Here is a 21,247-nt window from a genome sequence, read left to right on the forward strand (position 1 = left end):
CATTGAACAATCTGAATGCCGGAAGCTTGACAGTCAATGCCACCACGATTGATCAAACAGAAACAGGCACGGTGGAAGTACAGAACACCGCAACCCTGACTGCCAACACGGTGACGTTGGGCAACACAGGGAACGACTTCAAAGGTCAGGTGAACTTCGAAGTGACCGATCAGGTGAAGTTGCACGACACCAACAATCTGATTGTTGCTGGCAACGTAAAAAGTGCCACAATTGATGCGCAAACGCTGACCCTGAATGGTTTGTCTGCGGCGGGTAACGTTACCTTGAAAGCCAACAGTATCAGTGACGGGCAAGATGGTGCTGTGGTTGTTGCTGGAACAAGCACGCTGCAAGGTGGTTCAGTCAATCTGGACAATCCAGGCAATCGTTTTGATAAAGTGGTGGACCTGAATCTGAGCGGCGCGTCAACAGTGCATTCTTCAGAAAATCTGGAAGTGGCTGGCAAGGCAGCATCGGTATCCGCTTCCTCAGGTCAATCACTGACTGTGTCGAACCTCACTTCACAAACAATCGTGTTGGATGGCAAGCAGGTTCAACTGAATGGCTTTTCGACCACGGGTGATTTAACCTTGACGGGTGGTGATGTAACGCAGCAGGGTGCCTTGACCGTTGGCGGTGTAACCACCTTGGCTGCCGCGAAGGTTACTTTGGAAGACGCGGGCAACGACTTCAAAAACACCGTGATTCTGAATTCAGCGGGCGATGTGAAAATTCAAGACGCCAACAGCGTTGACCTGCAAGGCACGGTCAACAAACTGACCGCAACAGCCATTGCTGATGTGAACCAGGCCGCCGCACTGACTGTAACGAAAGCCAGCGATATTACGGCAGCCAACATCAACTTGAACAATGAAAAGAATGTGTTCGGTGACGTGGTTACGGTGAATGCCACGCAGGTGGCCGCAGTGCATTCAGATCAAAATCTTGCGGTGGGTGGTAGCGCGGGCACGTTAAACGCAGTGGCTGGCGAGAACCTTCGCCTGTCTTCCGCAACGGTGGGCACATTGAATGCCACTGGCAAGAAGATCAATCAAGCCAAGCCAACAGACAATGTGCAAGTGACTGGGAACGCCACTTTGACGGCACAAAATGTGGACTTGCGAAATGCATCAAACGATTTCAAAGGCGTGCTTGAATTGGTGGTGACTGGACGGGCAGATGTTGTCGATGGCAATGATTTGTTCCTGAAAGGCCACGCACAAACTCTGAATGCAACGGTTGGCGGTACCTTGACCGCAGGCGATCTGGAAATGAGGAATGGAACCCTGGCTGCATCCACCATTCAAATGAACAAACTGAATGTGTTGGAGAAGGCGCAGTTGCAGGCAACTACGGTGACCCAAACCGAGGCCAACCAGTCAGGTGGAGAAATCACGATTGCTGCTGATACAGTAAGCTTGGCCCTGGAAAATGATTTCAAGGGTAATGTGATTCTGAACAATGTGGGCGCAGCGACCATTCATGACAACAATCAACTTGTCTTGAGTGGCAGTGCAAAGAACTTGACTGTGAAAGCAGCGCACATCAAACAATCTGACGCGTTGAAAGTTGAGGGGCTCACGAATCTTGTTGCCGGAAGCATTGAGCTGATGAATGACAACAACGATTTCGAGGGTGTTGTTGATCTTCAAGTGGTGGGCAAGGTATTGCTGCGTGACGCGAATAGTTTCACTGTTCAGGGCAATGCGGGCGAGGTGATTGTACAGGCGAAGAACACCGTGACACTTGGTGATCTTCAAGCCGGTAGTTTGAACGCCACTGCGAATGTGCTTGAACAATCCGCTGCAGTGGATGTGGCTGGCAATGTGGTGTTGAATACGAACACTGCGAATCTGATTGAAAAGGGGAATGCATTCGGGGGCGCTGTGTTGCTCAATGGTGGCAACAATACGCTTCACACCACCGGCGATTTGAAAGTGGAGGGCCGTTCTGCTCAGTTGAATGTCAAAGCCAGGAACGTGACCCAATCGAATACGCTCACAGTGACCGCGCCTGCTGCGTTATCAGCCGATACGGTTGAGCTGCTTGATGAAAAGAATGATTTTCAGGCCAATGTAAACACCACCGTGGCAGGCAATGTCGCCATTCACGATCAAAACGATCTGTCCATTTCAGGCAGTATGCAGCAGTTGGATGTTAGCGCGGGCAAAGCGCTTGAACTGAAAAACCTGACAGCTGAACTTGTGAAGGCGCAGGCTGATCAAATTGAGTTGGATGGTATTGCAAGCAGCAAGTCCACTCATTTGAAGTCCCGTTCAGTGACCCAGGGCGAATCTTTGTCTTTCAATGGTGAAACAACCATTCAGGCAACTTCTGTCAAGTTGGAAAACAGAAACAACGATTTCGGTGACGTCTTGAATTTGAGCGCGACTGAATTCGCGGAAATTACGGATGCCAACGCGCTAATGCTTGGTGATGTGCGGGGCGGCGGCGTGTTGAAACTGACTGCGCAGTCGGTCAATCAGGGCGAGACAAGCAATCCTGGTCCTTCCATCAATTACAGTGGTGATGTATCGGTCACTGCTGCCAATGTTCAATTGAATCGAATCGACAATGATTTTTCAGGGCGGCTGACTGTGAATTCAGACAACGCTACGGTGGTTGATTCGAATTCCCTGAACATCAATTTTGTGGGTCGTGATTTGTCCGCGACTGCGAACAAGCTGGTAATAGAAAATATTCAAGCCAGTGGCAATTTTGTGCTGACTGCAGAAGCTGCGGATGTCTCTTCCCAACATGATTTGTCGATTCAAGGCAATGTTGGCGATCTAACCGTGCGGGCAAATCGTTTGACTCAAGCACAGGCATTGACTGTTCGCAACATTGCCAGTTTGCAGGCCACCACCGTGGAATTGTTCAATGATGCCAACGATTTTCAAGGCGAAGTGGCACTGAATGTTGCTGGCAGCACAAAGCTGAATGACGCAAATGCATTGGTGGTGTCTGGCAATGTAAATGATCCCTCATTGCTTAAAGCCCAGTCGATTCAACAGGTCAACGCATTGAGCGCAAAATCCGGCCTGACACTGCAGGCCAATAAAATTGCGTTGGACAACAATGCCAACAAATTGAATGGTGTTGTGCGAATTGAAGGCGAAGCACAGGCGAATACAACCACTTTGCACAGCCAGGGCGCGTTGGCTGTGGAAGGGGCCAATATTTCACACTTGAAGTTGGTGGCCAAAGAGGCTGTTTTGGGTGATCTGGGCGAACTTCAGCAATTGGAAGTGACTTCAGAAAAGCTCACTCAAAGTGCAGCGTTGCATGTACAGCGGCAAACCGTGCTGAATGCCGACAACGTTACGCTGGAAGATTCCAAAAATGATTTTGTGGGTGAGGTAATTCTTGCAGGAAAAGATTCTTCCGTTCCTGAGGTGTCGATTGCGGATAAAAATTCGCTAAACGTTCAGGCCACAGATGTGAAACTGGCTGCGCAGGTGCAAGGCAACTTTGGCTTGAAGGCGCAGAACGTGGTATTGAATGCCACTACTGTGGCGGGCGGCAGCAACATCAACTTGACGGGTGCCCTGACCCAAAACGAGCTTGTGAGCTTGAACAACTCGGTGTTTAAAGCAGACAGTATTGCTTTGAAAGACATGGGGAACCGCTTCAATGGAACCACACAACTGGATTCTGGCAAAACAATTCAAATGTCGACTTCCGGCGATTTGAATGCGGACAATGGTTCTTCCACGGGCGCCTTGAGTTTGACCGTTGGGGGCAACACCACGGTGAAAGGCGCGCAGGTGGTGTTTGCACAATCGCAGCTTGATGGAAATCTGGAAGTAAATGCCAATGGCATTTCACAAACCAATTCCTTGCATGTGGGGGGCACCACTGAGCTGAACGCAGTTGGCGGCACGGTTTCGTTGCAGCATGTAAACAACCAGTTCCAAAACACCGTCAATGCAACTGCAGAACAAACCGATATTAATGCGCGTGGTGACTTGCAGGTGATGAACCTGATGAGCCGTGGTGGCCAGATCACTGCGGATGGTCGACTGTTGTTCCTGGGCAATGTCGAGCAAACTGGTGGCACCCTGACATTTACAGCCAAGGGCGCGCCGAGCGCTTTGTCCTCGGCTGAAATTGCGATCCTGTTGCCACCGGCGCTTGATGTGTTTTCCGCCAAAGAAGCTGTGGATCCAATCACCGGTCTGGGGCGCATCACCCTTGCAAGTCCTGCCATTGACCAACAGTCAGGGCAAATCCTGACCGCTGCCGGGTCGATGACACAATTCAATTCGACTGCAAACGGGTCTGTGGTATTGACCAAAAATAACCAGATCAACGGTCAGTTAGCCGCTTTGTCTGGACAGAATTATGGGCAGGCATATGGCTACAATCCAGCGCAAGGGGCCAGCCTTTTTGCTGTGAACAATGATGTGCAGTTGCGTGTTGCCGGAATGGGAGTCGAGGCTGATCTGGTGGCCATTCGTGCACGAGGTGTTTCGACCACAGGCGATGTGTCACAAATTCGTGCACGCATGCCGTACAACGACATTGCCGCAGGAACATCCCGCTCGTTTGCAGGTCTTACACTTTCCATTCCCACAGGCAATGTCAGTGGGTCGCAAGGTGGCGTCGCACTATTTGGCGAGTCCTCTGGCGTGGGGCAATCTGCTGTTAGCGGTGCAATTCGTGTTGAAGTGGGTGAAGTGAACCGGGCTGGTTTTGGTGGTTTTGTGACGGTGTTGCCTTTTGAGGGAAATAATTTGTTGCCGGGGCAGGTGGTGTATTTGGCTGGGCCTGAACGCAAAGGAAAGTATGTGTTTTTCTATGATGGTGCACGCAGTTTGAGCCGGGTTCCGGTGGTGTACAACGGTTCGTTGCTGGTTTCCCCCCAAGAGTCGGCGGCCTTGACCACGGCACAGGGCGCGGTTGTGCTGGCGCGCCAGGAGCAAACCCGCTCCGTGGTTCGCACTGAAAATGTGGCTGGTAAAATCATCAATGGCGTTGTGCTTGAAGTGGGGCCAGGTCGCCCCGCAACCGAGGGCATCGGCGGTGCTGGAAAACCTGCTTCATGCGATGCTGCGGAGGAAGGCTTGAGTTGCAATCCGTAAGCTTTCTGTTTGAATTAGGGACTTCCTGTGTAGCCATCACGGGAAGTCTCACGCATACTTCGGGTTGACTTTTTAAAACCGAATTGGAGCGAGTTCATGAAAACCAAAGCCGTGTTGTCTGCTGATGATGTTCAGGCCATTTTGTCTGCCGCCCGTGCAGAAGCTGACAAGAATAACTGGGGTGTCACCATCGCAGTGGCAGACGATGGTGGTCACCTGTTGGGTTTGCTTCGCCTGGATGGTGCACCACCCATGAGCGCGCACATTGGCCCGTCCAAAGCCAAGACCGCTGCCATGGCCAGAAAAGAAACAAAAATTCTCGAAGACGTGATTAACAATGGTCGCACCGCTTTTGTGACGGCACCTTATGTTGATGGTTTGCTTGAAGGCGGCGTGCCTATCGTGGTGGACGGTCAGTGTGTGGGTGCAGTGGGTGTGTCTGGCGTAAAGTCAGATCAAGACGCACAAATTGCCCGTGCCGGTATTGCTGCATTGAAGGTGTAAGGGGGATTCGATGAGCTATCAACCCAACCCGGTTCCAAACCAGGAAGAGTCCAACCGCACCATTGTGCTGATCGCTTATATTCTTGGCGCTGTGGGTATATTTACGGCGTTCATCCCCATTTTGATTGCCTTGATTATTTGTTATGTCAAGCGCGGCGAAGCCACGGGCACCATTTACTACAGTCACTATGACTGGCTTATTTCCACTTTCTGGATCGGCATGTTCTGGTTTGTGGTGTCCGTAATTACCATGTTCGCTTTTGGTTTGGGCATGTTGGTTTACATCGCGTTGAGCATTTGGCTTTTGTACCGTTTCGTCAAGGGTTTGCTGCGTTTCAGCGAAAGAAAGGCCGTCGTTTGACATGTTGATGCGCACGCCCTGGATAGCACTGTATGTTTGCGCTTTGGCATTTCTGATTCACGGATGTGCCAGTTTGCAGGAAGAACCAGGTGACACCTTGGTGCTGGAAGATGGTACCGTGTTTGTTGGCGATGCAGCTGATCGTGGCATGGTGCAGCAAGCCTTGCTGACGCAGTTCCGTGAATGGCGGGGAACACCCTACAAGCTGGGGGGCAATTCAAAAGCGGGTATTGATTGTTCGGCGTTTGTGCAACAAACCCTTTCTACCCATTTCAGTGTGAACGCCCCGCGCACCACCACCCAGCAAGTGCAACTGGGGGTGGCCGTTGACCGGGACAATTTGAAGGTGGGTGACTTGCTGTTTTTCCGCACGGGTTACACCACCAAACATGTGGGTTTTTACTTGGGCGGCGGGCAGTTTTTGCATGCATCGACCAAGGTGGGTGTCACTATCAGCAAGCTTGATGATTTGTACTGGCGAAAAACTTTCTGGAAGGTGCGCAGGGTGATGTAGCACTGAAAAGTAGCATCCAAAAAACCCGCCGCTGGCGGGTTTTTTTTTGCGCTGAACAATTAATGTTGCTGGGCCAAGGCCTCAATGCGTTGCTCAATCGGGGGGTGGCTGCTGAACAACGCCATGATGCCACCTTTGCCCGAAATACCGGATGCTGCCATGCTCGATGGCAGTTCACCGGCCTGCATTCCGCCCAACCGCTTGAGTGCGGAAATCATGGGTTGGCGAGAACCCATCAGTTGTGCTGCGCCAGAATCGGCACGGAATTCACGCTGACGCGAGAAGTACATCACGATGATCGACGCCAAAATACCAAGCGTAATTTCCATCACGATCACGGTGATGAAGTAACCCATGCCCTGGCCGCTTGATTCCTCATTGTCTTTGCGCAGAAATTGATCCACTGCAAACCCCACCACGCGGGCGAGGAAAAACACAAAGGTGTTCACCACGCCTTGAATCAGGGTCAAGGTGACCATGTCGCCGTTGGCCACGTGCGCAACCTCGTGGGCCAGCACGGCTTCGGCTTCTTCACGGCTCATGCTTTGCAGCAAGCCGGTGCTTACAGCCACCAGCGAGTTGTTTTTGCTAGGGCCGGTGGCGAATGCGTTGGGCGCGCCCTCGTAAATGGCCACTTCCGGCATGGCGATGTTGGCCTTGCGGGCGAAGCGCTCCACGGTTTGAACCAACCACTGCTCGGTCGGGTTGCGCGGGGTTTCAATGACCTGTGCGCCGGTGCTCCACTTGGCCACTTTCTTGCTGATCAACAGGCTGATGAACGAACCACCAAAGCCCAGTACCGCGCTAAATGCCAGCAGCATACCCAGGTTCAACTGCCCACCCGCCATGAACTGGTTCAGGCCCAGTAAATGCACGGTAATGCCCAGAACCACCATGATGGCGATGTTGGTGGCGAGAAATAAAACAATGCGTTTCATGATGCGTGTTCCTTGTTCGGGAAAATAGACAGTTGAAGTGTACGTGGGTTTAATGTAAGAATAAATGGAACATTTGCTTATTAAGTGTTCGATTTAATCGAAGTATCCATGAAGCTTACTGACCTGAATTTTCACCACTTGCGCTATTTCTGGATGGTGGCCAACACGGGCAGCCTGACCGCTGCTGCCGAACGGCTTGGCCTTCGGGCGCAAACGCTATCCAGTCAAATTGCCCAATTGGAACAAACGCTGGGACGCGCACTGTTTCAGCCAGTGGGTCGGGGTTTGGGGTTGACGGAAGCCGGGCGCATCGCCTTGCGTTATGCCGACCAGATATTTCAGTTGGGCGAGCAAATGGCAGAAAGCCTGGGCGATGAACAGCTGGACTACACCCTTCGCCTGTCGGTGGGCATTGCCGATGCCTTGCCAAAAACGGTGTCGTTTCACATGATCGAGCCGGTTTTGGGTATGCAGCGGCCGGTGCGGCTGGTGTGCCAGGAAGGGCGATTCGAAACGCTGTGTTCAGAACTGGTGCAACACAGTGTGGATGTGGTGCTGGCCGAGCGCCCCGGCGGGCAGGGCACGGCGCACCTGCAGGTGGCCAAGTTGCTGACCTACCCGGTGCGTATTTTTGCAAGCCCTGCGCTGAAAGCGAAGTACCGTGTAAATTTTCCGCACAGCCTGCAACATGCGCCATTTCTGATGCCGTCGCGCAACAACGTGTTGCGCCTGAAGCTGGAGCACTGGCTGGAAAGCGCTGGGGTGGAGGTAAAAGTGGTGGGTGAATTTGATGACCTGGCCCTGCTGGAAACCTTTGGCCGCGCGGGCTTGGGGTTGTTTGCCGTGCCCGCATTGTTGATTGGGGATGTGGTGCGCGACCACACGGTGGTGCACATGGGCGACGCGGTCGATGTGGTTGAAGACTTTTTCGCATTTACCCACCCGCGCAACTTGAACCACCCTGCTTTGAAGCTGCTATTCAATGCAAACCCGAATCGCCCCGCCTAGGCGCTTGCAGTAAACTTCGCCTTTCTTGTCCCTTCTTTGAACGGTCTGCCCATGTTATTGCGCATTGTTGCGGTTATTTTCCCGGTGTTTGCGGTGGTGGCTTTGGGCTATTGGTATGGGCGGGCCAAGAAGCCGGACATGCGTTTTGCCAACCAGTTGAACATGGAAATTTTCGTACCGGCGCTGGTGTTTTCTGCGCTGGCCAGCAAATCGTTCGACATTGAAGCTTATTGGTTGCTGGCCGTGGGCGGTGCAATTGTCATTTTGGGGTCGGGTTTGCTGGCGTGGCCCGTTGGCCGTTTTCTGGGTATTGACAGCCGCGTTTTCGTGCCACCGATGATGTTCAGCAACTGCGGCAACATGGGTTTGCCACTGGCCATTCTAGCCTTTGGTGAACAGGCGCTGCCTGCGGCGGTCATGTTGTTTGTTGTGGGCAATACCCTGCATTATTCGCTTGGCACCTGGATGATGAGCCCAAACGCGCGGGTTTGGAATTTGTGGAAAGAACCCGTGATTGCTGCGTCGCTGGTGGGCTTGTTGATCAGTGTGCTGGGGATTGAGGTGTGGGAGCCCCTGTATTTCGCCATTGACATGACCGGGGACGTGTCCATTCCGCTGCTGCTTTTTGCCTTGGGTGTGCGTTTGACCCAGGCCGATTTTTCGGATGTGAAACTAGGTGTTATTGGTGGTGTGCTGTGCCCTGTGACGGGTTTGATTTTCGCCTTTGTTTGCGTGTGGTTACTGCCATTAAGCCCCGAGCATGCAGCCATGCTGATCGTATTCGGTGCTTTGCCACCTGCGGTGCTTGGCTTTGTGTTTGCTGAAAAATACGGCCTTCAGCCCCACCGTGTGGCCTCGCTGGTGATGATGGGCAACCTGATGAGCCTGATATTCGTGCCGCTGGCCCTTTACTGGGTGTTGTAAACCGGGCGTGGCAATCACGGTTTTGCTTTCAATCAGACCGGCTTTTTGAAATAATGGGCACCCTTTGCCAGAAATATCAGTGAAATCATGAGTTTGTTGCCACACGAATTGGAATTGCTTGCCCCTGCACGCGACGTTGAAATTGGTCGCCAGGCGATTCTGCACGGTGCAGACGCGGTTTACCTGGGCGGCCCGGTGTTTGGCGCGCGCGCCAACGCAGCCAACTCGGTGGCAGACATTGCAAAGCTGGTGGAGTTTGCCCACCGTTACCACGCCCGAATTTTCACGACCATCAACACCATTCTTCACGATGCCGAGCTGGAAGAGGCCCGCAAACTGGTGTGGCAACTGTATGACGCAGGCGTTGATGCACTGATTATTCAAGATATGGGCTTGATGGAAATGGACTTACCGCCCATTCAACTGCACGCCAGCACGCAATGCGATATTCGCACGGTCGAGAAAGCGAAATTTTTGGCTGACAGTGGTTTTTCCCAACTGGTACTGGCGCGTGAGCTGACTGTTGACGAAATTGCAGCGGTTCACGCTGCTGTGGGCAATTCGGCCACCATTGAATACTTTATTCACGGTGCGTTGTGCGTGGCTTTTTCCGGGCAGTGTTACATCAGCCAGGCGGAAACTGGCCGCAGTGCCAACCGCGGCGATTGTTCGCAAGCCTGCCGACTGCCCTACACGCTGACCGATCAAAGCGGCGCTGTGGTCGCTTTTGACAAACATTTGCTGTCCATGAAAGACAACAACCAAAGCGGTAACCTGGAGCATTTGATTGATGCGGGTGTACGGTCTTTCAAAATTGAGGGGCGTTACAAAGACATGGCCTATGTGAAAAACATCACGGCCCATTACCGGATTTTGCTTGACGAGATCATGGAGCAGCGCGGCGAATTCACCCGCGCATCCAGCGGCACCACACGCCACTATTTCCGGCCCGACCCCGACCGCAATTTTCACCGTGGCTCAACCGATTACTTTGCCAGTGGCCGCAAGATCGACATTGGCGCCTTTGATTCCCCGAAGTTCATTGGCCAGCCCGTGGGCCATGTGGTCGCGGTGAATGACAAAAGCATCGACATTCAAACCAGTGATGAATTGCACAATGGCGACGGCCTGAATTTCATGCGCAAGCGCGAGGTAATGGGTTTGCATGTGAACCGCGCCGAGAAACTGCACAACAAGGGTGAAGGCCAGGCCGTGTACCGGGTGTTTCCCAAAGATCCGGTTTCCAGCTACGACGGCATGAAGGCTGGCTTGCCCATGCACCGAAACCGCGACCACGCCTGGGACATGGCCTTGAGCAAAGAAAGTGCCGAGCGCCGAATTGGCCTGTGGCTGACCTTGACTGAGTGGATGCAAGGCGATGTATTAAAGGGTTTGCAGCTTGACCTGACTGATGAAGATGGTGTGGTGGCCGCAGCGCAGGTTGAAATGGCATTGGAGCCAGCCAAGCAGGCCGACACGGCAGTGGACAGTATCAAGACCCACCTTGGCAAGCTGGGCGGTACCGATTTTTCAGCCTTGGGTTTGAATGTGCACCTAAGCCAAGCCTGGTTTGTGCCTGCCAGCGCCTTGAATGCCATGCGCCGCGAGGCTATTGAGGCACTGAACGCGGCCCGTCTGGCTGCCTGGCAGCGGCCGCCCCGCAAGGATCCGGTGCAGCCTTATGTGGAGTACCCCGAAAAGTCTCTCAGCTTTCTCGCCAATGTTTACAACAACAAGGCGCGGGAATTTTACAAAAAACATGGCGTTCAGATGATCGCCGCTGCGTATGAGTCGCACGAGGAAGCAGGCGAGGTGCCGGTTATGATCACCAAGCATTGTCTGCGATTTTCGTTTAATTTGTGCCCAAAACAGGCCAAGGGTGTGAAGGGGGTTCAGGGTCAAGTGAAAGCCGAGCCCATGGTGCTGGTCAATGGCGACCAAAAGTACACTCTGAAATTCGATTGCAAACCCTGTGAAATGCACATCATGGGTAAAATGCGCAAAGACATATTCAATAGCCCACCCCCTTCGGTGGTGCCAATCACTTTTATGAAGCGAAAGCCGGCCTGAATTTCCGGCCTTGTTCTCGCCCCGTGGTATTCGATTTCATGGGTAAGTCTTATTTTTGTCATTTTTTTGTCATAATTCTTGGATACCCTTGTGGGTCTGCGTGAAAGCTTCAGCTGGATTAACCATTTATCAACATGTCCAATAACTCGATGATCAAGGTTCCGACCAAGCGGGGCGATACCATATTCGGCCTGTTGACCAGCGGAGCGTCCGTGTTCACCCTGTTGTTGCTGGGCGGAATCATCGCTTCCTTGATGGTTGCATCCTGGCCAACCATCACCGCATTTGGCTTTGATTTCCTGTTTACGGCCAACTGGGACCCGCCCATTGATGAATACGGTGCATTGGTGCCTATTTATGGCACGCTGGTGACCTCGTTTATTGCCTTGGTCATTGCTGTTCCCATCAGTTTTGGTATTGCCCTGTTTCTCACCGAGCTGTCGCCCCCCTGGTTGCGCCGTCCCTTGGGCACCGCCATTGAATTGCTGGCTGCTGTGCCTTCGATCGTGTATGGCATGTGGGGTTTGCTGGTGTTTGCCCCCATTTTTGCGAAGTATGTCCAGGGGCCCTTGGGTGCCACCTTGGGAAAAGTGCCCGTGATCGGCGCACTGTTTTCAGGCCCGCCCATTGGCATTGGCCTGCTGACTGCGGGTGTGGTACTGGCCATCATGATCATTCCTTACATTGCCGCTGTCATGCGCGATGTGTTTGAAGTAACCCCCGTGATGCTGAAAGAAGCCGGTTATGGCATGGGTTGTACCACGTGGGAAGTGATCTGGAAAATTGTGCTGCCCCACACCAAAGTGGGTGTGATCGGCGGGGTGATGTTGGGCTTGGGGCGCGCTTTGGGTGAAACCATGGCCGTTACATTCGTGATTGGTAACACCAACTATCTGAATGATATTTCCTTGTTCTCACCGGGCAACAGCATTACATCTGCACTGGCGAATGAATTTGCGGAAGCCGATGCAGGTTTGCACACCTCGGCGTTGATGGAATTGGGTTTGATCCTGTTTGTGATCACGTTTTTCGTGTTGGTGGCATCCAAGCTGTTGCTGGCCAAATTGTCGAGCAACGGGAGATAAGCCATGAGCAGCATTTACACCGACCCCACCGCGATTTCCAAAGAGAACCTGGTGACCACCGTGGCCACCGACGAGAAAATGCGTTTGAAAATGCAGTCCAAGCGCAAGCTGATCAATTCAATCGCGCTGACCCTGTCGCTGGCGGCCATGGCCTTTGGCCTGTTTTGGTTGATCTGGATTTTGTACACCACGGTCACCTTGGGCATCAATGGTTTGTCCTGGAATCTTTTCACTGAAATGACCCCGCCACCTGGCGTAGAGGGTGGTGGCTTGGCCAACGCAATCACGGGGACCTTGCTGATGGTAGGTTTTGCCACCTTGTTTGGCACGCCGCTGGGTATTTTGGCGGGTGTGCATTTGGCGGAATCGCGCAAAGACAACAAATTGGCTGCGTCTGTTCGGTTTATCAACGACATTTTGTTGTCTGCACCATCAATAGTGATTGGTCTGTTTGTGTACGCCGTGATGGTGCGCATCATGGGTCACTTCTCAGCGTGGGCGGGCGTGGTGGCTTTGGCCTTGATTCAAATTCCGATTGTGATTCGCACCACCGAGAACATGTTGCGCCTGGTGCCCGATGCCCTTCGCGAAGCGGCCTTTGCACTGGGTACGCCCAAGTGGAAAATGGTGATGGCGATCACCGTGAAGGCCAGCTATGCAGGCATTTTGACCGGCATTTTGTTGTCGGTTGCCCGCATTGCGGGTGAAACTGCACCTTTGTTGTTTACAGCGCTGTCGAACCAGTTCTGGAACACCGACATGATGAAGCCGATGGCGAACTTGCCTGTGATGATTTTCAACTTCGCACTCAGCCCTTTCAAAGAGTGGCAGGAACTGGCCTGGGCCGGTGTATTCCTGATCACGGCAGGTGTGCTGGTGTTGAACATCATTGCGCGTTCGCTGTTGAAGAACTCAAAATAATTGACCATTCAAGGCCTAAAAATGCCCAATACTGAAGTTGTTGTTGAAAAAACGAAACTGGAAGTCAAAGACCTGAACTTCTATTACGGTGATTTTCACGCGCTGAAGTCGGTGAACCTGACGATTCCGGAACGGAAGGTGACTGCATTCATCGGCCCGTCGGGTTGTGGGAAGTCCACTTTGCTGCGCACTTTCAACAAGATGTATGCGCTGTACCCCGAGCAGCGTGCCGAGGGCCAGATCTTGATGGACGGCGAAGACCTGATCACCAGCAAGAAAGACATTGCCCTGATTCGTTCCAAAATTGGCATGGTGTTCCAGAAGCCCACGCCGTTTCCGATGTCGATCTATGAAAACATCGCGTTCGGTGTTCGCCTGTTCGAGAAGTTGTCCAAGGGCGAGATGGAAGAGCGCGTGGAATGGGCGCTGACCAAGGCGGCGTTGTGGAAAGAAGTGAAAGACAAGCTGCATCAAAGTGGCAATGGCTTGTCGGGTGGCCAGCAGCAGCGTTTGTGCATTGCGCGCGGCATTGCGATCAAGCCTGAAATTTTGTTGCTCGATGAACCCTGTTCGGCGCTTGACCCTATTTCTACGGCCAGCATCGAAGAATTGATTACCGAGCTGAAAGAAGATTACACGGTGGTGATTGTGACCCACAACATGCAGCAGGCCGCCCGGGTTTCCGATTACACGGCCTACATGTATTTGGGTGAGCTGATTGAGTTCGGTGTGACTGACCAGATTTTCCTGAAGCCTAAAAAGCAGGAAACAGAAAACTATATCACTGGCCGATTTGGCTGATCACGCTTGCCAAGTACTTGACTTGATTGCTAAAAAACCACATCCGGACATCTGGGTGTGGTTTTTTGACATTTATGTTAATGCCTTATTTTTGTCATGATTCTGAAATATTTGTGCGGCAGTATGACCATACTTTAATAAGTGAGGTGAAAAAAATGTTCAACATCAAAACAATCGCTACAGCGATTTCTGCAGGTGCTCTGGCCCTGAGCATGACTTCCGCAAACGCCGCTGAAATTACTGGTGCCGGCGCTTCTTTCCCTGCACCTGTTTACTCCAAGTGGGCCGATGCTTATAACAAGGAAACAGGCAACAAGGTGAACTACCAGTCCATCGGTTCCGGTGGTGGTATCAAGCAGATTACGGCCAAGACAGTAGACTTCGGTGCATCCGATGCGCCTTTGAAGCCTGAAGATTTGAAAGAAAAGGGTTTGATGCAGTTCCCAACAGTGATTGGTGGTGTTGTGCCCGTTGTGAACCTGCAGGGCGTGGCCCCCGGCCAGATGAAGTTGAACGGCGAAGTGCTGGCCAACATCTACCTGAACAAGATTACCAAGTGGAATGACAAGGCGATTGTTGCCTTGAACCCAGGTGTTAACCTGCCTGAAACCGACATCAGCGTGATTCGTCGTGCCGATGGTTCCGGTACTACTTTCATTTTCACGAACTACCTGAGCAAGGTAAGCGCTGACTGGAAGAGCACCGTAGGCGAAGGTACAGCCGTGAAGTGGCCAGTGGGCTTGGGCGGCAAGGGCAACGAAGGTGTTTCAGCATTCGTTCAGCGCCTGCCAGATTCAATCGGTTACGTTGAGTACGCGTACGCCAAGCAAAACAAGCTGACATTTACACAATTGCAGAACAAAGACGGTGCGTATGTTCAGCCTGGTGACGAAGCTTTCAAGGCTGCTTCCGCTGGTGCCGATTGGTCCAACGAGTTCTATGAAATCCTGACCAACCAGCCTGGCAAAAATGCATGGCCCATCACTGGCGCAACATTCATCTTGTTCCACAAGCAACAAGCTGACGCAGCCAAGGCTTCTGAAGTACTGAAGTTCTTCACCTGGGCCTACGCCAAGGGCGACAAGTTGTCTTCTGACCTGGACTACGTTCCACTGCCAGACGCAACTGTAAAGCTGATCGAAAATGCATGGAAGTCTGTTAAGACAACCGACGGCAAGGCGATTGCACTGAAGTAATTTTCAACCCTGGTTGAAATTTGAAAAGGCCCTCGGTTGATCTAAACCGGGGGCCTTTTTGTTGTCTTGCCTTGTTATAGCGATTCAAGCTGCGGGATTGGGTGCTTGGGAAGTTGTAATTTGAGTGTTTATGCTGAGGCTTTTGTAAATTGCCAAGGCAAGCAAGCCGCCAACGACTTCAAACACCATGTAGGCGGGAACGTCTGCTGGTGCAATGCCTGCAAAGCTGTTGGAGAACAATCGGCCGAAAGCAGCAGCCGGGTTGGCAAACGAAGTGGACGATGTGAACCAGTAAGCCGCACCGATGTAGCAGGCCACCATGCCCGACACGCGTTCTTGTTTGGCCATGAGAATAACCAGCAACAAACCCGCTGTGGCTACAATTTCACCCGTCCAGATGCCCCAGCCAGTGCGTGCTTTCTCGGAAAACTGTAGCAGTTCCATATCGAACATTTGGTGGACTAGAATGGCGCCACAAAATGCGCCAGTCAGTTGAACCAGAATGTAGGGCAGCAATTCGGATGCGGGCTGCCGCTTGAGCAACACCATGGACAACGTAACCACGGGGTTGAAGTGCGCACCGCTGACGGGACCGAACACTTCAATCAGGATGTACAGGCCGAACACGGTGGCCAACGTGTTGGCAATAAGTGCCACGCCATTGTTGCCTTCGGACAGGTTTTCAGCCATCACGCCAGAACCGATCACGATGGCCAGCAGCAGCAGGGTGCCGAGAAATTCAGCACCCAGTCGTTTAGGTAAGGTGTACATGGTCAATCAGCTCCGTGCAATGGCGGCCAGCGCTGTGTTCAATTCGGCTGTACTCATGCTGCCCAGTGGCAGTTGAATAAGCTGCATCATCTTAAAAGCAATGGCTTGGCGCGTCAGCTCAAAGGCACGGGGTTTGTTCTCTTCCACTTCATTGGATGGGTCTGGGTAGCCCCAGTGTGTTTTCACGGGGCTGCCTGGCCAGTAAGGGCATTGCTCGGCCGCTGCGCTGTCGCACACGGTGATCACGATGTCGATTTTTGGTGCGCCGGGTTCAGTGAATACGTCCCAGCTTTTGCTGGTGTACTTGCTGGTGTCGATGCCTACGTTGGCCAGCGCTTGAAGGGCGTAAGGGTTCACGCGGCCACTGGGCGCACTGCCTGCGCTGAAGGCTTTGATGTCTTTCCCGTATTGTTGGGCCAAGTGGTTCAGCATGCCTTCTGACAGCACGCTGCGCGCAGAGTTGTGGGTGCAAAGAATGAGGACATTGGTGCTCATGACGATACTTTTCCTATTTGTTCGACTTCGTGTTGAATGGGTGTGCCTTGAGGAGTACAGCCTTGGCCCTCGCAGCAGTTTTCGGTCAGGTAGGCGATAACGCCGTTCATGTGGGCAAACTGGGCGCTGTAAATCAGGTTGCGCCCATCGCGAATGGGTTGAACCAGCCCCGCGTTGCTGAGTTCTTTCAAGTGGAAAGACATGGTGGCGGCCGGTATGTCGAGCCGTTCGCAGAGTTGGCCAGGGGTAAGCCCGGCGGGGCCTGTCACGACGAGCGTGCGAAACACGCGCAAGCGAGAGCTGTGGGAGAGGGCGGCCAGTGCTTTGATGATGTCATTTTCTTCCATAATTCGATAATAATGGAAATATCGAATTAATGGAAATTTTTTGATTACAAAAACCTGTAAACGGGCTTTTCTTACGCGGCGCGGGGTTTGCGGATTTTGGGTTTTGGTGCTGCCTGTTGCGAATGGCCTGCCAGCCAATCTGCGACCTTTTCCCACACGTGTGTGCGAGCTTGACCGCCCAAAATAACACCCATGTGCCCGCCGGGGGCAATCAGGAAAGATTTGTCTTTGGAGGAGACCATGGACAGGCTTTTTCTGGCCATGCTGGGGGGCACCAGGTGGTCGGTTTCCCCGGCAAACACTAGCATGTTGGCTGTGATATTGCTTAGTTCGGAAACCTGGTCGCCTATTCTGACTTTGCCATTGGCCAGCCTGTTGTCCACCGCGAAGCGGATCATGAAGTCGCGAACCACGCCGCCCGGGTAAAGCATCATGTTGTTCAGGTAGTCGGCTGTGGTGGTGTGTTGTTCTACAAAATCACGGTCGTTCAGGCGGGTCAGCAGGTCCCAGTAAGTGGTGATGCTGGCCATCGGCGCGGTGAGTTTGAAACCGAGGCTGACCATCCAGCCGGGTGGGCTGAACAGGGTGGGATTGATCCGGTCCAGGCGAAATTCGCTGTATTTGCGAATGAAGCGCGCTGTGACGTTCAGTGTGTTGGACGCAAAGGCCATGATGTTTTTGCCGTCGCGAAGGTCGATTGGGCTGGCCACGGTCACCAGGTTGCGAATGTGTTTGTCGTGCCCGTAACCGCTGTACAACAGGCACAGCAAGCCGCCCATGCACCAGCCAAACAGGGAAATGTCTTTGGATTGACTGTGCTGGCGAACGGCTTGAAGGGCTTGGCCCATCATGGTGTGGCTGTAGTCGAACAAGCCAAGGTGGCCGTCTTTGCGTTCAGGCTTGCCCCAGTCGATCACATACACCCGATAGCCCGCTTCAACCATGGCTTTCACCAGGCTGCGGTCTGGCATCAGGTCAAATGTTTCTGTGGTGACACCCAGAGGTGGCACCAGTACCAAAGGCACTGCGTGTTGCAATGCCGCACCGGATGTGGGGTTGGAGGGCGCGTAGTAGCGCACCCGCATGGGCAGGTGCTCGGCAATTACGTCGTATTCGGTTTTGCCCGACTGGATCAGGATTTCCTTGCGAAAAAACCAGTCCGCCGCATTGGTCGCGGTGTTCACGGCCAATTCGTGGATTTTCAAAGCGGATCTGAGTAGTTTTTTCACGGTTGCTGCGGTGCAATGTTGGGATGGACGAAGTTTATACGCAGCAATGGGCGTTTCGGATGAGGGTTTACTCTAAATAGGCCGCTGCTGCTTTCAGCCTTCCATGCTTGCCCACATACCGCTCCAGATCCGCATGCCCGCCTGGTCCACTTCATCCACTGCGTTCAAGAACCGTTCCCGGGCCTGAACATCCACCCACTCGGCTGGCAGGAAGGGGTCGTACACCACATGCTTGATCGCTGTGCCGCCGAGCAAAAATGATTCACGCGCGGCCACTTCCGGTTCCAGTGACTTAAAACGATCCAGCCAGGTGCGCATCTTTTTCTCAAGCTGTACGTAGTTTTGTTCCAGCGCGTTGGGCTTCCACAGGGCGCTGATGCGCTGGGTAAACTCGCAGTCGAACTGCTGCGCAACGAACACAGGCGCTTCTTTTTCAAGGCCCAGTTTGTACAGCCTTGCCCGCACTGTTTCAAGCGTGTCTTCAATGTTGTTGGGTCGAATGAACAGGTGTTCATTCAGGGGCTGAAAGCCGAGCATCAGCAATGCACGGGCGCGGGCGCGCTGCTGTTTGGCTTCGCTGCGCGAAAGCTTTTCAGCCTGAACCACAATGTAGCTGCCATCCCATGCGCGAACGCGGGTGCTGCGGGTGCGCCAGGCAGCCACGTCGTCGGCCAGGGTGTGGGCGTCGTCGGTCAACTGATAAAGGGCGCGGCCTGCCGATTCAATCAACCCTTCCGATGAAAGGCGCACCAGCGCCACGCGGGTGTTGTTCACGCTGATGTCGAAAATGCCGCAGGCGGCAATGGCCTGTTTGGCAGAAAGGGGGCGGCCTTTGGATGCAAGTAACAGGTCGAGAATCAGGCTTTTGGCGGTGGGTTTGCGCACGATGTGGTTGTTCTTCTAAGGCAAACCTGAAGTGTATGCAAGGCAGGCCTTGCGCGCAAATTTGATCACAGGTTTGTGCGATCATTGGCTCACCCAGAATAAGGAGACAAAATGATCAGGGCATGGATTTCCCGGGCTGCAGACCAAGCGCAGGCCGAGCTGGAAACGTTGGATGAATCTGAATTCACCGGGCAAGACGTGGTTTTGAAGCTGCACTACAGCTGCCTGAACTACAAGGACGCGTTGGCGCTAACCCACACTGCACCCATTGCGCGCAAATACCCCATGGTGCATGGCATTGATGCTGTGGGCGAGGTGATTGAATCGAACACCAGCCAGTGGCCGGTGGGCAGGGTGTGCCAGGTGAATGACTGGGGGCTGGGCGAAACCCATTGGGGCGGCCTGGCCGAGCGGGCCAGTGTGCCTGCGCAATGGATTTCCCCGATACCTGAAGGGCGAAGTGCCCGCTGGGCGGCAGCCTTGGGCACAGCAGGTTACACCGCTGCCTTGTGCGTGATGGCCTTGCAAGACCACCCGGTGAAGCCCGGTGATGGCCCTGTGCTGGTGACCGGTGTCAGCGGGGGCGTGGGCACAGTGGCCTGCCTGCTGTTGCAGCATTTGGGTTACGAGGTGGTGGGGTTGACGGGGTCGATTGACGCGATGGGTGAGCCCGTGTCGGAATCGGCTGCCAAACATTTCGAGCGCTTGCAGTTGGGGTCAACCCACCTGATTCACAGGGAATCGATGTCGCGCCCCGGCAAGCCTTTGCAGAAAGAACAGTTCGCAGCGGTGGTGGACAGTGTGGGCAGCCACACCTTGGTGAATGCTTGCGCCCAAACCCGCTATGGCGGCGTGGTGGCAGCTTGCGGTTTGGCGCAGGGCATGGATTTCGAGGGCAGTGTGGCGCCTTTTATTTTGCGGGGCATTACCTTGCGCGGCATTAACTGCGTGTACAGAACACATGCCGAGCGCGACCGCGCCTGGGGCTTGCTGGCCCATGCGTTGGGCGAATACGACCTGGATTTCATGATCAAGGAAGTGCGGCTGGCACAGGCGCTGGACAGCGCCCACCTGGTGTTGGCCAATCAATTGCAGGGCCGCGTGGTGGTGAACTGTGCCTGAAAGCCGTTCAAGTTACCTGCCTTACCTTGCCCTGGTTTTAAATGCTTTTGTGTGGGGGGTGTCCTGGTGGCCCCTGCGTGAATTGCAGGGTGAGGGGCTACACCCGCTGTGGTCTTCCGCGCTTACTTACCTGTTGGGCGCGGTGGTGATGTTGTGTGCCATGCCCAAAGTGCTGGAGGAGTTTATGCAGCACAAACACCTGTGGATATTGGCCTTGGCTGCGGGCACCACCATGGTGGGCTTCAACTGGGGCGTGTCGATTGGCGAGGTGATCAGGGTGGTGTTGTTGTTTTACCTGATGCCGATTTGGGCCGTGTTACTGGCACGTGTGGTGCTGCACGAACGTATTTCGCTGAAGGCGATGTTGCGTGTGGCCCTTGCATTTGGCGGCGCAGTGCTGGTGTTAAGCCCCAATGGCGCTTTGGGTTATCCGGTGCCTTCGAACATGGCGGAATGGTTGGGTTTGATGGGTGGTGCGGCATTTGCACTGAACAACATCATGCTGCGCCACCAGGCACAGCGCACGCCACAGGCCCGTTTGTTCGCAATGTTCGTGGGAGGGGTGGTGGCACCCGCAGTGGTGGCCACTGTGTTGGCTGTGTTGTTAGGGCCGGGTAATTCAGTGGTGCAATGGCCTTCCGTGCCCGGCGGGTTTGGTGCGCTGGTGTTGTTGGGTTTTGCCGCCAGTTTGCTGGTGGCCAATTATGGTTTGCAATATGGCGCATCGCGTTTGCCGGCGAATATTACTGCGGTGGTCATGTTGTCGGAAGTGGTGTTTGCCACCTTGTCGGCCATTGTGTTGACCCACGAGGTACTGACCCTGCAAGTGGGCATAGGCGGGATGATGATTTTGGTGGCCGCTGCGCTAAGTGCGCTGGATGGCGGTGATGCGCATTGATTGTGGAGCACCGGCTTAAAACCTACTGTGAGTGATAGTGTTCGCTCGATGAAGTGACACGAATTGGCAAATTTGGATTTAATCTGTTTTAGTG

General features: G+C 53.6%; 19 protein-coding genes. 13 read left to right on the plus strand and 6 right to left on the minus strand.

Annotated features, from left to right (window positions below):
* Positions 1-2 precede the first annotated feature (2 nt).
* From V7028_RS03845 to V7028_RS03860, 4 genes are all read left to right on the plus strand, one after another.
* A complete protein-coding gene (locus V7028_RS03845; RefSeq protein ID WP_334118782.1) occupies positions 3-5,084 on the plus strand; it encodes a beta strand repeat-containing protein in 5,082 nt (1,693 codons plus the stop codon).
* A 96-nt stretch (positions 5,085-5,180) separates the two neighbouring features.
* Positions 5,181-5,588 carry a heme-binding protein gene (locus V7028_RS03850; RefSeq protein WP_334118783.1) on the plus strand — a complete coding sequence of 136 codons (408 nt, stop codon included), beginning with the start codon at positions 5,181-5,183 and terminating at the stop codon, positions 5,586-5,588.
* A gap of 10 nt (positions 5,589-5,598) precedes the next feature.
* Positions 5,599-5,949, plus strand: a complete 351-nt coding sequence (locus V7028_RS03855) for a DUF4870 family protein (RefSeq protein ID WP_305565089.1) — start codon at positions 5,599-5,601, stop codon at positions 5,947-5,949.
* 1 nt (position 5,950) lies between these two features.
* On the plus strand, positions 5,951-6,463 hold the full coding sequence (locus V7028_RS03860; RefSeq protein ID WP_334118784.1) for an NlpC/P60 family protein: 513 nt from the start codon (positions 5,951-5,953) through the stop codon (positions 6,461-6,463).
* A 59-nt stretch (positions 6,464-6,522) separates the two neighbouring features.
* Here V7028_RS03860 and htpX read toward each other — a convergent pair whose 3' ends face one another.
* Positions 6,523-7,401 (minus strand): protease HtpX, encoded by an 879-nt coding sequence (gene htpX, locus V7028_RS03865; protein ID WP_334118785.1) that lies wholly within the window; start codon positions 7,399-7,401, stop codon positions 6,523-6,525.
* A 108-nt stretch (positions 7,402-7,509) separates the two neighbouring features.
* Between htpX and V7028_RS03870 the strand changes: the two genes are divergently transcribed.
* The 7 genes from V7028_RS03870 to pstS all read left to right on the plus strand — a co-directional run bounded on the left by V7028_RS03870 (position 7,510) and on the right by pstS (position 15,406).
* Complete coding sequence (locus V7028_RS03870) at positions 7,510-8,409, plus strand: LysR family transcriptional regulator (protein WP_334118786.1); 900 nt, start codon at positions 7,510-7,512, stop codon at positions 8,407-8,409.
* 51 nt (positions 8,410-8,460) lie between these two features.
* Positions 8,461-9,333, plus strand: coding sequence for an AEC family transporter (locus tag V7028_RS03875; protein ID WP_334118787.1), 873 nt, complete (start codon positions 8,461-8,463; stop codon positions 9,331-9,333).
* 87 nt (positions 9,334-9,420) lie between these two features.
* Positions 9,421-11,403: a peptidase U32 family protein gene (locus V7028_RS03880; RefSeq protein ID WP_334118788.1), complete on the plus strand. Its 1,983-nt coding sequence runs from the start codon at positions 9,421-9,423 to the stop codon at positions 11,401-11,403.
* A gap of 134 nt (positions 11,404-11,537) precedes the next feature.
* A complete protein-coding gene (pstC, locus tag V7028_RS03885; protein WP_334118789.1) occupies positions 11,538-12,488 on the plus strand; it encodes a phosphate ABC transporter permease PstC in 951 nt (316 codons plus the stop codon).
* 3 nt (positions 12,489-12,491) lie between these two features.
* Positions 12,492-13,409: a phosphate ABC transporter permease PstA gene (gene pstA / locus V7028_RS03890; RefSeq protein WP_334118790.1), complete on the plus strand. Its 918-nt coding sequence runs from the start codon at positions 12,492-12,494 to the stop codon at positions 13,407-13,409.
* A 21-nt stretch (positions 13,410-13,430) separates the two neighbouring features.
* Positions 13,431-14,210: a phosphate ABC transporter ATP-binding protein PstB gene (pstB, locus tag V7028_RS03895; RefSeq protein ID WP_334118791.1), complete on the plus strand. Its 780-nt coding sequence runs from the start codon at positions 13,431-13,433 to the stop codon at positions 14,208-14,210.
* A gap of 155 nt (positions 14,211-14,365) precedes the next feature.
* On the plus strand, positions 14,366-15,406 hold the full coding sequence (gene pstS / locus V7028_RS03900) for a phosphate ABC transporter substrate-binding protein PstS (protein ID WP_334118792.1): 1,041 nt from the start codon (positions 14,366-14,368) through the stop codon (positions 15,404-15,406).
* A gap of 84 nt (positions 15,407-15,490) precedes the next feature.
* Here the strand turns inward: pstS and V7028_RS03905 are convergent, their stop codons facing one another.
* The 5 genes from V7028_RS03905 to V7028_RS03925 all read right to left on the minus strand — a co-directional run bounded on the left by V7028_RS03905 (position 15,491) and on the right by V7028_RS03925 (position 19,133).
* Positions 15,491-16,177, minus strand: coding sequence for an MIP/aquaporin family protein (locus tag V7028_RS03905; RefSeq protein WP_334118793.1), 687 nt, complete (start codon positions 16,175-16,177; stop codon positions 15,491-15,493).
* A gap of 6 nt (positions 16,178-16,183) precedes the next feature.
* On the minus strand, positions 16,184-16,672 hold the full coding sequence (locus tag V7028_RS03910; protein ID WP_334118794.1) for an arsenate reductase ArsC: 489 nt from the start codon (positions 16,670-16,672) through the stop codon (positions 16,184-16,186).
* Positions 16,669-17,019 carry an ArsR/SmtB family transcription factor gene (locus V7028_RS03915; protein WP_334118795.1) on the minus strand — a complete coding sequence of 117 codons (351 nt, stop codon included), beginning with the start codon at positions 17,017-17,019 and terminating at the stop codon, positions 16,669-16,671. Before V7028_RS03915 ends, V7028_RS03910 begins: the two co-directional genes overlap by 4 nt.
* A gap of 71 nt (positions 17,020-17,090) precedes the next feature.
* Complete coding sequence (locus tag V7028_RS03920) at positions 17,091-18,248, minus strand: alpha/beta fold hydrolase (RefSeq protein WP_334118796.1); 1,158 nt, start codon at positions 18,246-18,248, stop codon at positions 17,091-17,093.
* Positions 18,249-18,341: 93 nt separating this feature from the next.
* Positions 18,342-19,133, minus strand: a complete 792-nt coding sequence (locus tag V7028_RS03925) for a PaaX family transcriptional regulator C-terminal domain-containing protein (protein ID WP_334118797.1) — start codon at positions 19,131-19,133, stop codon at positions 18,342-18,344.
* A gap of 111 nt (positions 19,134-19,244) precedes the next feature.
* On the opposite strand from V7028_RS03925, the gene V7028_RS03930 reads away from it, so the two are divergent.
* Together V7028_RS03930 and V7028_RS03935 are read left to right on the plus strand one after the other, a co-directional pair.
* Entirely contained in the window at positions 19,245-20,255 is a 1,011-nt protein-coding gene (locus V7028_RS03930; protein WP_334118798.1) for an MDR family oxidoreductase, read from the plus strand.
* Positions 20,248-21,153, plus strand: a complete 906-nt coding sequence (locus tag V7028_RS03935) for a DMT family transporter (RefSeq protein ID WP_334118799.1) — start codon at positions 20,248-20,250, stop codon at positions 21,151-21,153. The genes V7028_RS03930 and V7028_RS03935 overlap by 8 nt, the downstream gene beginning before the upstream one ends.
* The last annotated feature ends 94 nt before the right edge of the window (positions 21,154-21,247 follow it).

Source organism: Limnobacter sp. (assembly GCF_036846585.1).
Lineage (GTDB): Bacteria > Pseudomonadota > Gammaproteobacteria > Burkholderiales > Burkholderiaceae_B > Limnobacter.